The sequence below is a fragment of the Candidatus Mycoplasma haematobovis genome (assembly GCF_001645765.1).
GTDB classification, from domain to species: domain Bacteria; phylum Bacillota_I; class Bacilli_A; order Mycoplasmatales; family Mycoplasmoidaceae; genus Eperythrozoon_B; species Eperythrozoon_B haematobovis.
In genome coordinates, this window is sequence record NZ_LWUJ01000012.1 from 163,914 (window position 1) to 178,503 (window position 14,590).

Annotated in this window: 22 protein-coding genes and 1 tRNA gene; 13 read left to right on the forward strand and 10 right to left on the reverse strand. The window is 29.9% G+C overall.

The genetic code is table 4. The features are described from left to right. Positions 1 to 16: 16 nt before the first annotated feature. A complete protein-coding gene (locus tag A6V39_RS04630; protein WP_187150500.1) occupies positions 17 to 928 on the forward strand; it encodes a type II restriction endonuclease in 912 nt (303 codons plus the stop codon). On the opposite strand, the gene A6V39_RS04635 is transcribed toward A6V39_RS04630, so the two are convergent. The 3 genes from A6V39_RS04635 to A6V39_RS04645 form a co-directional block, all read right to left on the reverse strand. Continuing rightward, complete coding sequence (locus tag A6V39_RS04635) at positions 918 to 1,097, reverse strand: hypothetical protein (RefSeq protein ID WP_187150501.1); 180 nt, start codon at positions 1,095 to 1,097, stop codon at positions 918 to 920. The two genes, A6V39_RS04630 and A6V39_RS04635, sit on opposite strands and share 11 nt — an antisense overlap. Positions 1,098 to 1,213: 116 nt before the next feature. Then, positions 1,214 to 1,438, reverse strand: a complete 225-nt coding sequence (locus A6V39_RS04640) for a hypothetical protein (RefSeq protein ID WP_187150502.1) — start codon at positions 1,436 to 1,438, stop codon at positions 1,214 to 1,216. Between the two features lie 84 nt (positions 1,439 to 1,522). Beyond that, positions 1,523 to 2,335 (reverse strand): DUF6856 family protein, encoded by an 813-nt coding sequence (locus A6V39_RS04645; protein ID WP_245633516.1) that lies wholly within the window; start codon positions 2,333 to 2,335, stop codon positions 1,523 to 1,525. Between the two features lie 28 nt (positions 2,336 to 2,363). Between A6V39_RS04645 and A6V39_RS04650 the strand changes: the two genes are divergently transcribed. Further along, complete coding sequence (locus tag A6V39_RS04650; RefSeq protein WP_245633517.1) at positions 2,364 to 2,852, forward strand: inorganic diphosphatase; 489 nt, start codon at positions 2,364 to 2,366, stop codon at positions 2,850 to 2,852. Positions 2,853 to 2,855: 3 nt separating this feature from the next. Here A6V39_RS04650 and A6V39_RS04655 read toward each other — a convergent pair. After that, positions 2,856 to 2,931: transfer RNA gene (locus tag A6V39_RS04655), tRNA-Arg, on the reverse strand. 25 nt (positions 2,932 to 2,956) lie between these two features. Here A6V39_RS04655 and A6V39_RS04660 point away from each other — a divergent pair. From A6V39_RS04660 to A6V39_RS04680, 5 genes are read left to right on the forward strand one after another with little or no spacing between them, the layout of a single operon-like run. Then, positions 2,957 to 3,679, forward strand: a complete 723-nt coding sequence (locus A6V39_RS04660) for a hypothetical protein (protein ID WP_187150503.1) — start codon at positions 2,957 to 2,959, stop codon at positions 3,677 to 3,679. Continuing rightward, entirely contained in the window at positions 3,679 to 4,002 is a 324-nt protein-coding gene (locus tag A6V39_RS04665) for a thioredoxin family protein (RefSeq protein ID WP_187150504.1), read from the forward strand. Before A6V39_RS04660 ends, A6V39_RS04665 begins: the two co-directional genes overlap by 1 nt. Further along, positions 4,002 to 5,042: a glutamyl-tRNA amidotransferase gene (locus A6V39_RS04670; protein ID WP_187150505.1), complete on the forward strand. Its 1,041-nt coding sequence runs from the start codon at positions 4,002 to 4,004 to the stop codon at positions 5,040 to 5,042. Before A6V39_RS04665 ends, A6V39_RS04670 begins: the two co-directional genes overlap by 1 nt. A gap of 1 nt (position 5,043) precedes the next feature. Continuing rightward, the gene (locus tag A6V39_RS04675) at positions 5,044 to 5,244 is read left to right on the forward strand and encodes a hypothetical protein (RefSeq protein WP_187150506.1); all 201 of its coding nucleotides are present in this window, start codon (positions 5,044 to 5,046) and stop codon (positions 5,242 to 5,244) included. Positions 5,245 to 5,260: 16 nt separating this feature from the next. Continuing rightward, on the forward strand, positions 5,261 to 7,930 hold the full coding sequence (locus A6V39_RS04680) for a hypothetical protein (protein WP_187150507.1): 2,670 nt from the start codon (positions 5,261 to 5,263) through the stop codon (positions 7,928 to 7,930). Between the two features lies 1 nt (position 7,931). On the opposite strand, the gene trmD is transcribed toward A6V39_RS04680, so the two are convergent. The 6 genes from trmD to A6V39_RS04710 form a co-directional block, all read right to left on the reverse strand. After that, positions 7,932 to 8,609, reverse strand: a complete 678-nt coding sequence (gene trmD, locus A6V39_RS04685; protein ID WP_187150508.1) for a tRNA (guanosine(37)-N1)-methyltransferase TrmD — start codon at positions 8,607 to 8,609, stop codon at positions 7,932 to 7,934. Next, the gene (rplS, locus tag A6V39_RS04690; protein ID WP_245633518.1) at positions 8,610 to 8,972 is read right to left on the reverse strand and encodes a 50S ribosomal protein L19; all 363 of its coding nucleotides are present in this window, start codon (positions 8,970 to 8,972) and stop codon (positions 8,610 to 8,612) included. Continuing rightward, a complete protein-coding gene (gene rpsP / locus A6V39_RS04695) occupies positions 8,962 to 9,192 on the reverse strand; it encodes a 30S ribosomal protein S16 (protein WP_187150509.1) in 231 nt (76 codons plus the stop codon). The genes rplS and rpsP overlap by 11 nt, the downstream gene beginning before the upstream one ends. A 7-nt stretch (positions 9,193 to 9,199) precedes the next feature. After that, positions 9,200 to 9,619, reverse strand: coding sequence for a hypothetical protein (locus A6V39_RS04700; protein ID WP_187150510.1), 420 nt, complete (start codon positions 9,617 to 9,619; stop codon positions 9,200 to 9,202). After that, entirely contained in the window at positions 9,619 to 10,197 is a 579-nt protein-coding gene (locus A6V39_RS04705; protein ID WP_187150511.1) for a hypothetical protein, read from the reverse strand. The genes A6V39_RS04700 and A6V39_RS04705 overlap by 1 nt, the downstream gene beginning before the upstream one ends. Positions 10,198 to 10,340: 143 nt before the next feature. After that, the gene (locus A6V39_RS04710) at positions 10,341 to 10,715 is read right to left on the reverse strand and encodes a hypothetical protein (protein ID WP_187150512.1); all 375 of its coding nucleotides are present in this window, start codon (positions 10,713 to 10,715) and stop codon (positions 10,341 to 10,343) included. Between the two features lie 20 nt (positions 10,716 to 10,735). Between A6V39_RS04710 and A6V39_RS04715 the strand changes: the two genes are divergently transcribed. The 6 genes from A6V39_RS04715 to A6V39_RS04740 are packed head-to-tail and all read left to right on the forward strand — an operon-like array spanning position 10,736 to position 14,587. Beyond that, positions 10,736 to 11,383 (forward strand): hypothetical protein, encoded by a 648-nt coding sequence (locus tag A6V39_RS04715; RefSeq protein ID WP_187150513.1) that lies wholly within the window; start codon positions 10,736 to 10,738, stop codon positions 11,381 to 11,383. A 3-nt stretch (positions 11,384 to 11,386) separates the two neighbouring features. Then, positions 11,387 to 12,016: a hypothetical protein gene (locus tag A6V39_RS04720; protein WP_187150514.1), complete on the forward strand. Its 630-nt coding sequence runs from the start codon at positions 11,387 to 11,389 to the stop codon at positions 12,014 to 12,016. Positions 12,017 to 12,027: 11 nt separating this feature from the next. Further along, the gene (locus A6V39_RS04725; protein ID WP_187150515.1) at positions 12,028 to 12,660 is read left to right on the forward strand and encodes a hypothetical protein; all 633 of its coding nucleotides are present in this window, start codon (positions 12,028 to 12,030) and stop codon (positions 12,658 to 12,660) included. 5 nt (positions 12,661 to 12,665) lie between these two features. Then, the gene (locus A6V39_RS04730) at positions 12,666 to 13,307 is read left to right on the forward strand and encodes a hypothetical protein (RefSeq protein WP_187150516.1); all 642 of its coding nucleotides are present in this window, start codon (positions 12,666 to 12,668) and stop codon (positions 13,305 to 13,307) included. 3 nt (positions 13,308 to 13,310) lie between these two features. Beyond that, positions 13,311 to 13,952 carry a hypothetical protein gene (locus tag A6V39_RS04735; RefSeq protein ID WP_187150517.1) on the forward strand — a complete coding sequence of 214 codons (642 nt, stop codon included), beginning with the start codon at positions 13,311 to 13,313 and terminating at the stop codon, positions 13,950 to 13,952. After that, positions 13,952 to 14,587 carry a hypothetical protein gene (locus A6V39_RS04740; protein ID WP_187150518.1) on the forward strand — a complete coding sequence of 212 codons (636 nt, stop codon included), beginning with the start codon at positions 13,952 to 13,954 and terminating at the stop codon, positions 14,585 to 14,587. The genes A6V39_RS04735 and A6V39_RS04740 overlap by 1 nt, the downstream gene beginning before the upstream one ends. Positions 14,588 to 14,590 lie beyond the last annotated feature (3 nt).

Genomic DNA, 14,590 nt, shown 5'->3' on the forward strand with positions numbered 1-14,590 from the left:
AAAAGTTATTTTAAGAATGAACGAACAATCTTTAAAGGAATTTAAAAAATTTGTTAGAGAATGACAAAAACAGCGTTCTAAAGCGGCTTGAGAATTAATTTGTGAATTATTTATTGAGTTAGGTTTTAATAAACAAAATAAGAATTATTTTTTAGAGAATGCTAGTACTGTTATTGAAGAAATAAGATGAAAAAGTTTTAAAGAATTGAAAAATAGAGAGATATTTTCATTAGATCATGTATTTGAATATTTATTTAAAGAAGCTAAAATTAGTGATCCAAAAACTAAAGAAATAATTGTTAATTTCTTAAAGCAATTTCATGAACATCTTTATTCATTGAATTTATCCTTAACTCAAAGCAGAAGATCAAGAACCGGAAAGGAATTTGAAAGTATTATTGAATTAATTTTTTCTAGTAGCAATATTCCCGTAAATAATCAAAGTGTTATTAAAAATAAAGATTCAAAAAAATTAATAGATTTTATCTCTCCTAGCTCTGTAGAGTATCAAATAGACAAAGATAAAGTGATCTTTATTAGTGTAAAGACCACTTTGAGAGAAAGATGGCAAGAAGTAATAGATGAAATAAATAGAGCAGAAATAACAAAGATTTTCTTAATAACTTTAGATGAAAAATTAACTAAGAATTTATTACATACTTGTAAACAATTAAATATACAGTTAGTAACGCTTAAATCTGTTAAAGAGAAATATTATTTTAATAGCAATGAAATAATATCTATTGAAGAGCTATTAAATATTTGCAAAAACAACTTGGTTTATTGGATTAATTATGACTATTCTGAAAAAGAAAGACAAGAAATTAGAGAAATATTGAATAAACAATTAAAAAAATATTCACAGTTACAAGAAATAAAGGAATACTACTTAAGAAAAATTAAAGAAGTATCTGAATCTAATCAGTAGAGGGTTGAAAAATATCATATTTAGCCTTTGTACAGAAGAAAGAAAAAGCGCTACGACTTTTTTCTTTCTTATTTCATCAACCCTCTATTAATTCTATGTCTTTTGCATCGCCTTTTAGCCCTTGCAAGCAACCTATTTCTGCATGAAATTTATTTTCATTATTTTTCAATATGATTAAGTAATTGGTATTTCATTTATCAACATTTGCATCTGTAATTAACTATCTCCATCTGGCTTTTGTTTGATCTAATTACATATCATTTTTGGGTATTTTCTGAATCTTTACTATATTTTGAATTCATTATCGTTGTAATTTCTTTCCTCCTTCTTGTCTATTACTTCAATTACCCCAATAGCTTTCTTAATATTCTCTTCATATGATTCAAATTCTTCTTGTCATTGAGTAGCTAAATCACTCGAAAGAAAAGAAGAAATTAAATTAAGTCCTTTAGCAAATAAATCTTGACTTACAGTAGTGGATTTTTGAGACTTAAATAATTTACAGCACATACTGTACTTACACTAGATGCAATCTTTATTAAAGAAACTACTTCTTATTTAGTACTCTAATTTTTAAATTTAAATAAATATTTATTAATTTGCTTTGTCCATCGCTACATAGTAATAGTGAATATAGTTCATTAATTCAATATCGTCAGAAAGAGCTTCTCCTTGTTGTCTTAAATTAAGTCCAGGCAACTTATCTCTATAGAATATTTTTCCTACTCCTCTTTTGTAAATAATAGCTGTAGGAGTACCGCCAGCATTATCTCCAAATCTTTCTCTAGCTGCTTTAAATACCTTCCTAAACTCTATAGCAGACTTATCATTTCTCTTGTATTCTCCTTTAATTCTTCCTTTATTTAAATCAGTAGTATCTCATGTACTTCAAGGCAATACTCATAAATCATCATTAGTTGTATACTTAGTTACTTCTGGCACATCTTCATACATTAAGAATTTAATATTCTTACTCTTTAAAGCTTCATTAGTGCGAGTATATTTGTAGGCCTTCATAAAGGCCCCATCACTCATTTTGTCCCTCTTTAAATAAAGATTACCTCTCGATAATTCTTCATTACCAAATAAGAAACCAGTACAGTGAGGACACGCTTCAGAACCATAATAGATTACATAATCACCGTTATTGTACCTAGTAGTACCATTAATTAATTCTTTGTAGGAATAATTAACTTTCTCAATCTCTTCAAATTTTTTTCCATCCATACAAGTATCTGCATTATTTGCATTACAGCCTGATACACTATTTGGTTCAGGTACTACTCTTAACAAATAAGCACTTTCATCTGGTCTAAGATTAGTAATAGCCATAACACCAACTATTCCTGTTCCTCCAGCCCCCATTAAAATATTCTTTAGTAAATTAGGATTATCCAGTATTGACATATATTTGTGCTAATATTAATAGATAATTATGAATAAGTTGGAAGTAATTCTTGAGATTTCTAAAGGTTCAAGACTTAAATACGAAATAAACAAAGAAACAGGAAAATTATCCTTAGATAGGGTGTTACATGGTTCTAATGTATACCCACAAAATTATGGTTATATAGAGAAAACATTAGATCACGATGGAGATCCATTAGATGCATTAGTTATTTCTTCTGAATCTCTTATTCCTAATACGGTAGTTCCAACAAGAATATTAGGAGCTATGAAAATGATAGATGCAGGAGATAGAGATACTAAGTTATTAGGAGTAGTTGATGTAGATCCTAGATATAGTGAATTTCAAGATTTAAATGATATTCCTAAAGCTATTCTTGCAGAAATCAAAGATTTCTTTACTAATTACAAAAAGCTGGAAAATAAAGCAGTTGAAGTACAAGAATTTATAGATAAAGAGGGAGCTTTAAAGGTATTAGCGGAATGTAGAGATCTTTATAAAAAAAGTATCTATTAAAACTGGCACACCTGATAGGATTCGAACCTACAGCCTTTTGATCCGAAGTCAAATGCTCTATCCGTTGAGCTACAGGTGCATATAACTTAAAATAATATTAATATATGGAAAAGCAACTGATTTATCCAGATGTTAACTCTTGGCTATCAGAAGCTTTAGTAGATTTTTTTAAATCTTTTAGAAATGAAGAGAATTTAACTCTTTGAGATGCACTCAAAGAATATGTTGGCTATCATAATGGTGAATGTGCCTTTTTAGGTAAAGAATACGAAGGAGAATTAGAACTATATCCACAAGTTGTGTATTATCCAGATACTAAAGTAGCTGTTCTAGATAGATTATTCTTTGTCTCTCCAGAACCTGAAACTATTATTAAGCATGATTACTTATCACCTAAAAAAGAAAAAATAATAAGTAGGAGTAATATTCTTAGTTTCTTTTTTTCTAGTAAGACACAAGTAAAGCCAATAGAGGAATATCCTATGTTGGAATTTATGGTATTACATAATAGTATTGAGCCTGCTTCAGCTAAAGAAAGACTATTAAAAACTTCTTATGAAAGACATCATCAAAAAAAGCTATTTGTACTTAAGAATGAAGCAGAAGGAATTAGATACAAAAGCATAAATATTACTAAGATTGAATTTGATTTAACTTTTTTAGAATATTGCTCATTTCTTAATGCAGTAAGGTATGCTTCCTTTAAGCAATTACTACCACCTAATTTAAAGTTAAAAATAGCTGTAAAAATGGACTTTGATATACCTGACTTACCAAAACACTTAATTAAACATCAAATGCTAGATATTTCAATACTTAAAGAATAATGGTTAAAGCAAGACAAGCACTAATTAAAGAAGAAATAGTTGAAGCTTTACAAGAAAAAGAAGCTGTATTACTAATGCTTAGCACTACTATGTGTCCTCCTTGTAAACATTTAACACCTATATTTTTTGAAATAGCAGAAGGTTATCCAAATATTACTTTCATTAAAGCTAATTTAGATGAAGTACCTGAAATTAATCAAATAGTAAGTACTGGTAGTGTTCCTACACTTGTATTCTACAAAAAAGGTATTGAAGTATATAGAACATTAGGCTTTATGGAAGGATCAAAATTAAGAGCTTTAATTGAAAGGCATTTGCAGTAATGTTTTTGGCATTGCTGCAAGACAATGCTATTAATGATAAACATGTCACCTCTGTTTATGCATTAATAGTAAGTACTTTTTTTGCTGTATTACTAGGAAAGAAACTCTACTATAGATTTACTACTAATCAAGAATACATAATACTACCTAGATTACAAACTAATGGTATTTCAAGTGTCTCAATGATTACTGCAATGAATATTGCATTAATTATTACTATTTCAATGTTATCCAATCAAATGATGGGATGACTATTCAAGATTTATCCAGGAGCCCGTTTCTTAGTTGAGAATATTCTTATCAAAATAGGAGGCATTCTATTTGGCCCCATAATAGGAGCTTTCATAGGATTTAGTACTGACTTATTAACAGTTATTCTTACTTCTTCTGTATTGAATTATGGTTATTTTGTCTCTGCCATTATGAATGGTTTCTTAGGTGGTCTTATTAATTTACTTATTCGTATGAAAGATCCTAAGAAATATCAACCAGCTGGTTTAGCAGCTGCTATGGCTATAGGAAGTCTTATTTACTTAGGTATCTTACTATTTTCAAATCATGGAGGCGATTCTCTATATAGAGTGCAATTTCTCTCCCTCTCCTTCTCTTTACCTTGATCTCTAATCTTTATTTTTGTAACATTTATGCTCTCAATAGCTCTAACATATTTATGAATTTCTGTATTAGCTGTTAATCGTGTTAATGAAGAAGAATTTAAAGATGTAGCATGAGTACATAAATATGCTAAGTTATATGAATTCTTTCTTATTTTTGTAGTTAACTGTGCTATTTATTTAATAGTAGATATTATTGCTTTACCACTCTTTGATATTAAGCTTTCTGCTCTTCCTTATGAACAATTCTTAGTAGCAAGAATTGTTACTTCAATTCCTTCAGTAATACTCTTCACTAATATTATTTGGTATATATACCAATTACATAACGATATTAGAGGTAATTTAGCTACTCAAAAGAATCCAACTTGAGGACTTATGCCTATAAAGAAAAAAGAGAAGAGAGTATTACCAGTATTACTCTAATATGTCTTGTGCTGAATTAATCTTCTTATTACTTTCACATAAGAAATCATTACTTAAATTTGTATTAGGTAGCTCTATTACTTATGGTGCTTATCTCGGAGCCATAAAGCCCTCTCTTTCTAATTCCATAAGAAAAGTAGAAGGGGCTAATATACAACAAGGTAAATATAGAGATTCTATAAAGCTCACTAAAGCTCACTAAAGCTCCTATACCTCAAGTGCATAATGCACTTGAATTAAATACATTAAAGAATTTAGATCAAAATAAATATAGATTTCATCCTTCTTTAACTAAGTACTTAAATAAGAAAGATATCTTTGAAAAACAGAAATTTAGTTTATGAAAAGCTAATAATGGAAAGATTAAAGCAGCTATTTCTAGTGAAGCATATTGTTTATCTTGTGCAACTCTTTCAGATAGAGAATTAATTTATGGAGATACTTATTTTTCTGAAAAAGTAAGAGAACTTAAAGAAGAGGAATTAGTACAAGATATTTTGTGGTCTTTATGAGAAGAATCAAAATACAATGATACTTTAATACATACTGAGAGCATTAAAGTAGATTTACAGTTAAATAAAGATAACAAAATAACAGAAGTTAAACAATTCTCTATTTCATTCAAAGTATCTAATTTAAGCGGAAGAAAAGCACAAGTATTTAGATCTATTGATTTAGACCCACATACTCAAACAGAAGTAAATATATTACTAAATAATGCAGAATTAAAAGTAGCACCTGTTGCCGCAGGTATACATGGTCTTAAATATAGTTCTTGAAATTTATTTCCCAAAAATGACCAATGAAAAGTAGTAAAGAATATTCAACAACCTAATAAACAAACAATTACCTCTACTCATTTTTCTTTGCAATTAATTTATGGTTCCAGTAGATTCATTCCACACTCTATCTCTCGTGATGAGAAGTTGTATTCTATGTGAATGAAAACAGCTTTCAATACTATTGACTATGGCTATATTAAAGATAAATTAACACCTTATTTAACTCGAATAACAGAACAACAAGTTAAAGAAGATATAGAGAGTTGATATGGAGGATATGTTGCTTATTTAATAAGAACAAGAATAGAGGATATTCAGAATCTTATTGATTTAATGCAAAAGAAAACTATAGAGAATGATAAAGGAATTAAAGAATCCATATTTGAACAAGTATTAAATAATTATCAATTCAGAAATAATCTATATCATCACTTTAGACTTAATGATACTTACAAACAAGTACTTAATAAGTTATTAACTAATGATAAGAATTCAACAGGTGGAATAAGAATAACAATTGAAGAAGTAATAGGTTTATTAAAGAGTTGAATTTATCAATTAAAGCAAATTCAAGATTCAATTAGAGTTGAAATTAAGTGAATCGAAACACCTAGAAGAGTTTATTCCCAAGCAGGACAAAGTGGAGATTTTCCTAATTTTGCCTTTAGTTTTGAACAGAAAATTATTTGAACTAAAGAAATGAAAATACCTTTGAAAGGTGTATGGAATATTAGTGAAAATAAATATGAAGAGTTAAAACAACAACAAACAGAAAGTGGTAAGTACAAATTTGATCTTACAAATAAATTAATAAATCTTAAAGAGGTATTAACTCCTTTAACTGGCTTAATATCTGGAATTAATGGAGGTAAGTTTGGGGATATTGATATTATGAATAGCTTAATTCCTGATGTTGGTAAATTTATTGGATTAGAGTCACTAAAGATTAATAAAGACGAAGCAATTACTTACACTTATAAAACTAATGGAACACCTTTAACTTTAGCACTAGATGAAACATCAGATTTACAGGGTAAATTATTTCCAAGAATGAGTATAGGATGAAAAGCTTTAGATGTTAGTGCAGGTTTAGATTTATCTAAATTTACACAACTTTTCTATTCAATCTATGAGAAATTTGATTTAGGTTCAGAAAAAGATAATCCTTTAAGCTACAACGATTTATTTCAACTTGAAGCAAAATTAAATCAAAGCCCTATTACTTTCATTGCTCATGCTATTAACTCTATATTTGATGAGAATTACAAAAAAAGTCACAGAAAAGATACTGATATTAATACACGCCCTTGACCAGTTTTCTTTAATTCTTTATTAGGAAATGCTCTAGTATTTGAGCATTCCCAAATGGTAACAGGATATAGTAAATTATTCTTTGATTACCCTAAATGATGAGGTACTGAGAACAAGACTGAGAATAAAGCTAGCAAGAATTGTAAAGCGTCAACATCATCAGAATATTGAGGTACTAATTTCTCATTTGATAATAGAGAAGCAATAGCAAAGCCAAAAAATGATGAAATTGAAAATATTGCAAGAAGTCTAATTTTCAATCATTCTATGTACCTACCCGATGCTCCAATAGTATTAGAGGGCTCTATTCAAAAGGGACAATATGATCAATTCTTAAATGGAGCAGGTAAGACATCACAAGGAATAGTAAATGGAACTAAAGATATTATTCAAGCAATTAAACAAGAATATGACACTAGCTCTAATTTATTTGAAGGAAGAAAAGTAATTGATTGAAATAAAGCTAAAGTTTCATTTGCACAATTAAATTTAAAGAAAGCTATTGAATCAGTACTTTCACAAAAGAATACTTGAAGCGATTTATTAACTGGTACTTTATTAAGTTCAGTAGGTATTTATTTCCACAAAATTCTAGGAGAAGCATTAATTAGAGATGGATTTTGAATCAATATTAATATGATGCATGAATATGGTATGTTTACTAAAAAAGATATGCAAATAACAAAAAGAATGGATTATTTTCCAAATAGTGAACTTTGATTAAAGGTAAATCCAGAATTAGATCCTGCTAAGTTACAATTGGGTTGACTCGTTGACAAGTTCGTTAAGAAGTAAATTACTTTAGCTTTAAGTATTTCTTAAATAAATCTGGTCTTTTCTCTTCTGTAATCTTCTTTCTCATCTCTAATCTATATTTTTCAATAGCTTTATGATCTCCTGACAAATATATATCAGGAACTAAATCACCTTCAAAATTCTGTGGTCTTGTATATACAGGATAATCTAATAAGTAATCATTAAAGGATTCTGATATTAAGCTATCTTTATTAATTACATTAGGTATTAGTCTTATTATAGAATCTAATAAGACTAATGAAGCTAATTCTCCAGAACTAAGCACATAATCTCCTATAGATATCTCTTCTTTAATATATTTATTGATTCTTGCATCTATTCCTTCATAATGCCCACATATTAGCACTATATGTTTAGCTATTGTAGTTATAGCTTTTGCTCTTTCTTGATTTAATCTTATTCCTGCAGGAGTCATAAGAATAATATGTTCATTTAATAAGTTATTTTCTCTTAAAGCTCTAACTATAGGTTCAACTTTAAGTACCATACCTCCCCCGCCATAAGCATAGTCATCTATTTGTTCTTGAGGATGAGATCTAATATTTATTACTTTAATTTCTATTAAGCCTTTAAGTTGTGCTTGTTTAGGTATAGATTTAGAGATATATGATTCTATTATTTCTGGAAAGATAGTTAAGACTGTAATTCTCTCTAGCAACTATTTCTTAAGTCTTCTTAGTTTTTCCGCTAATCCTTTAGGCTTTCTTAAATAATATAAATTAGCTCTTCTTGCATGAGCTAACCTATCTATAGTTATTTCTTCAATTAAAGGAGAATGTAAGAAGAATCTTTTTTCTACTCAGAAATCATCAAATTTTCTTCTAATTAATAAATTATGAGTAAGTCTTCCTCTATGTTTATTACTAATTACTATTCCTTGAAATTTTTGTATTCTTGATTTCTTTCCCTCTACTACTCTTTCTGAAATAGTTACAGTATAGCCAGGCGCAATATTAGGAATATTAACCTTGCACTGTCAAGACTCTACTAATTCAGTTAAAGCTACTTTATTAATTGCCATAAGATTTAAATAATCTCTCTACTACTTCTGTGGGCTGTGCTCCATTACTTATATATTTACTGTATATTTCTTTATCAATTCTTACATCTTTCTTAATAGGATTGTAAGTACCAACTAACTCTATGTAAGCACCATCTCTTCGTTTTCTAGAATCCATAACTACTATTCTGTAAATGGGAAGAGCTTTTCTTCCCATTTTTAATAACCTTATCTTAAGCATTTAATTATTAATCATATTCTATATCAATTGCTCCTAGTGAAAACTTAATATAGTAAAGATATCTTTCTATTAATAATTTAAATGGTAATGAAAATACCCATGTTAATGGCAGTAATAAGTCTAACACAATAATGATGCTTAAGAATTTAGATACTCTACCTACATATTTAACTAATTCTTTATTCTTGTGATGCTTTATTAAAGAATAACCTTTTCAATAAATTCTCTTTAAAGGTAAAGATTTAGCTACTCCAATAAAGGCAAATATATAGATAAATACAAGAGCAACAGCCATAAAAATAACTAGACCTTGTGGTCAGTTGGTTAATACAGGAACCATTAAGAATGAAAAGATTACTACTGCAAATTGTCAACGAGTTCAGAATCTTACTAATGAATAACTTCTTTCAAAAAGCTTATTGAACATTAATCATCACTTTCTTTAAGTTGTTGGAATGTTTCTTTCATTTTTTGTTCTTCCTCTTCTGTATCTTTTTGAGGACCTAATGTTTCTATTTTTTTCTTAGTCTTACCTGTTAAAGTCTCAGCAACAGTAGCTGCAGTAATTTTAGGTTTTTCATATAGCCCTTCTGTTAATAAGAATTCATAGAATGGATCTTCAGTAATATCATCATCCTCTAATTCAAATTCTCCTGTAGCTACCATTCTTCTTAGTTGCTTAACTCTTTTTTTAAATTTCCTATAATAAATTCAGAATATGAATTTCATGGGGAACATAACAGGCCATAAGAAGATATCTAATCAAATGAAAACATTAAGTAAGAAATTTAGAGTAGTGTAATTAGGTTCAAGCATGGGAATATCTTTAACCTGTGCATAGTCTTGAAAGGTACGTCTTAATAGAGCACTACGAGTGTGAGTTTTTCAATAAGTTACTAAATAAATAATAAAACAAGGGATAAAACAACCAGCAGCTACAGAAGGATTTGAATTGGCACCAAGCGCACATCCTATAAATGAAGCGTATAAGAAGAAAATTGACATTCATCAGAATCTTATTGACCTCTTCATTCTTAAAATGAAGGGTAGTAGGGAGTCTACAGCCCTAATAGAAGAATGAGAAGCCACAAGACTCTAAGTAATATTAGAAAAAGTCACCAAATTTTAATGTTCGCATTTGCTTCGCATTAATTATTCATAAGTTTTATTTTTTGATGATATCTTCAGAAATATATTTTTGGTACAAGAGTTAATGGTATTGTTAATGGCAATAAATCTAATATAGTTATTACTATTAATAAATTTCTATTTATTACTAATAACCTTCTTAATTCTAAATCTTCTTGCATTAATACTTTATTAATTAAATCTTTAACTAAATTAAAGCCTTTAATTATCACTATTACTACAGATGCAAAGTATGCCCCTAATAATATGGGCATACATTTGTAAGTAGACTCTGGATCTCATTTAAGAAAGAAAAGAAATAAAAATCAAGCAACACCTATAGGTATTCAAATCTTAATATATGTATCAGTTTTTTCTGTAAAAGAAGGAGACATATTAATCTTCTATTTTATTTATGTCTCCTACTCTTGCTAAAGCATTAGCAGGAATATGTGGTGTTGGAGCACTTGGAGGTGCTGGCGCAACTGCTAATTACTTTTTTTCTGGCAAGAGCATAAGAGCATATATAGAGAAAACAAAAACATCCAAAAATAAAGTATTTCTTACTTCAACTGGTTTAGATTTAGCAGATATTAAGAAAAAGTATACAGAAAATAAAAAGAAAGTTAAGCCTAAGGATTCTGCAAGCAAAGAGATTACTGCTGAACAATTAGAGCAATGATGTAAGGATAATGCTGATTCTAAATTTAGTAGTGTTGAAGACCAACTTTACAAAGACATACTTTCTTGATGTTTTGTAAATCCTAAGACTATTGCGCAAGAGCTTGAATCAAAAGAAAGAGAATTAATAGCTGGCGAAAGTGGAAATGAAGATGCGTGAAAGAGAGCATGAGATACTTACAACTCTAGTAAGGAAAGCAAAGGAAGTATTAATGATTCAACTGCTACTGATTTGAATGGAACTGCAAGGGATAAGGGAGGACCAGCGTTGCAAAAATGATGTGCGGCAAGAAATAAAGAAACTAAGAAATTGTATGAAGAAGATATTGAAGCAATTTATGGATTATTCGAAACTTGGTGTACTAAGGCTAAAGGAAAATAATTCATGAAAGGGACTGCTTGAGTTGCATTGGGTGTTGGAGGCGCAGGCTCTATTGCTGGTACAGGTTTAGCAATTAATCATGTTTATGGAGGCACTAGTATTAAGGAGTATATTGAGACTAATAAGGAATCAAAAAACAAAATATTTCTTACTTCAAAAACACCTGCTTTAAGTGAAATACAAGGAAAATACAAAACATCAAAGAGAACTAAACCTCAGAAAAATGGTAAGGATGTTCCAGAAACAGAATTAGGACAATGATGTGAAGATGCAGTTAAAGGTAAATTTTCAGATGAAAATAGTGATATTTACAAACAGATCATTTCTTGATGTTACATAAACACAAATAGTCTTAAAGATGAACTGACTAAGAATGGAAAAGTGATATTGTCTGGAGAGGCAGAAGGGCATAATGATTGGAAGGTAGCTTGAGGTAAATACAATAGCAGAACAGATAAGGAAAGTTTCAAAATTAATGAAGCAAGCTATGAAGCTTTAAATCAAAGCGATGAAGTAGCTGGCGGCAAGGCATTGCACAAGTGATGCAACGCAAAAAAAGATGAAACTAAGAAACTTTATGAAGATGGCATGGAGGATGTGTTCGCCTTGTTTGTTAAGTGGTGCGCTAAATAGCGTTAGAGGCAATGAGTGTAGTAGTCAAATCTTTAATAGCTGTTGGCGGTTTAGGGACTTTAACTGGTGCTGGTTTTGCTATTAATCATTTCTATGGTGGAGAATCAATTGAGAGCTTCTTAAAAAAATCAAATGGTAGTAAAGAATTTCTTGCTAAAGGAACTAAAGATTTAAATGCCATTCTTACTACATATGAAAGTTCTACTAGATTTAAACCAAAAGACAGTACCGGTAAACCGGTAGATAAAGACAATTTAGTCAATTGGTGCAAAGAGGCTGTTAAAGGAAAGTATTATGGTAAAGATGATGCAAATTTCAAGGGAGTTAATTCATGATGCTTCATAAATACTAATTCTTTTGCAGATCAACTAAAGAACCGCGGGAATAAGAAAGTATCTGCGCAGGATTCAAAACATAAAGATTGAACTGATGCCTGAGGCAAATACAAATTAGGAAGAAATGATGTAAATTTGAAAATTACATATTCAGAAAAACAAGGAGATTTAAATGGTAATGATGAAGCAAAGGGGGCAGCAGCTCTAAAGGCATGGTGTGATTCTAAGGTTAATACTAAGTTTTATGTGGATGATGCTGATAAGGAATTTAATAAATTTGACCATTGATGTCCTAAAGTGGACGCTTAATAATAATGGCTATTTCAAAATTAACTTTAATTGGTGGTAGTGCAGGATTAGTTTCAGCAACAGCAGGAGGCGTTGCTATTTACTTAAATTCAGGAGAATCAATTAGAGACTACATCGCAAACAAGAATGATAGCAATACTAAATTTATTTCTTTAGTTAAAGATGCTCAAAAAGCACTTGAGTCTAGATATGAAAAAGGAAAAGACCATAAACCAAAGAATGGTAATGTTGAGGTCAAAAAAGATCAAATAGTTGCATGATGTGAAAAGTCTGCAAGCACTAAATTTTCTAGCGAAACAGATCCTACTTATTTATCTTTGAAGACTTGATGTTTTGTAGATATTACTTCTTTATCAGAAAAGGCCAATAAGAATAAAGTCGAAAATAGAGTGTATGTTTCTGATAAGGATGGTAATGATGAAGCTTGAAAAAATGCTTGAAGTACTTACAATGGTGGCAAGTCTGCTAACACTTTAAGAATAACTGATTCTGATTTAACAAATTTGAACACAGATAATAAGGAAAAGGGTGCTTTAGATTTGCACAAATGATGTAGCAGAACTGGAGATAGCAAGATGTATCAAGAAGATTCAGAGACTACTTACCAAAAATACTTGAAGTGATGTTTCAAAGATAGTGCTGGATAAGTAATGCGTACAACAACTTTAATTGGTTTAGGTCTTGGAGGCACTACTGCTTTAGCAGGTACAGGTGTTGCCATTAATCATTTCTATGGAGGAGAAAGCATAAGAGCATATATAGATAGGACAAAAACATCCAAAAATAAAGTATTTCTTGTAGCTGGTAGATCTGATTTAAATGAGATAAAGATTAAGTATCACGAATCAAAGGATAGTAATAGAGTTAAACCAAAAGACGATAAAGGAAGTTCTGTAGATAAAGAAAAGTTAGTTCAATGATGTGCTGATAATGCCAACACTAAGTTTAGTAGTGTTGAAGATGAAACCTATAAAGCAATACTTTCTTGGTGTTTCTTAAACTCCAAAACTATTTCAGAAGAAATGGCTTCTGAATCTAGACAAATATATTCAAATCAGGGCGCTGCCGAAGAAGAATGAAAAATCGCCTGAAACAACTACAATACTAAGAAAAATATACTTAAATTATCTATTACTGGAGACGATTTAACAGATTTAAATGGTACTAATGATGTTGCAGGAGGTAAAGCATTACATAAATGGTGTGATGAAAAGAATAAGGATAAGAAGAAACTTTATGAAGATGGAGTTGAAGCAACATATGCACTGTTTAGACAGTGATGTACTAAATAATGAGAACACTTGGATTAACCACATTAGGTATTGGTGGTTTGGGAACTATCGCTGGTACAGGCGCAATTCTTAATCATTATTATGGTGGTGATTCAATTAAGCAACATATAGAGAAGACAACTAAGACTCCACATAAGATATTCCTTACTTCAAATACTCCAAATTTGAGTGATATTAAGGCTAAGTACAAAGCTTCAAAAAGAACTAAACCGCAAGCAAACGGAAAAGCAGTTGAAGATACAGAAATAGCAAAATGATGTGAGAATGCAGTTAATCAAAAATTTTGAGATGAAAAAAGCTCAAATCTTGCAGCTATTCTTTCTTGATGCTACATCAATACCAATGATTTTGGGACTGATCTAGGTAGAGTCAAAAAAACATTACTTTCTTCAAATGGTGCCGATCACCAAGATTGAAAAACTGCATGAGGTAAATACAAAATCGGCAGAGATGAGGAGGGCCTCAAGATTGAAGAATCTAGTTACGATGATTTAAATAAAGATGATGAAACAAAAGGAGGACAAGCATTACATAAGTGATGTAATGCCAAAAAAACTGCTAACCAAAAACTCTATGAAGATGGCGTTGAAAAAGACTTCTCTTTATTTGTTAAGTGATGTTCGAAAGATAGTTAGGGC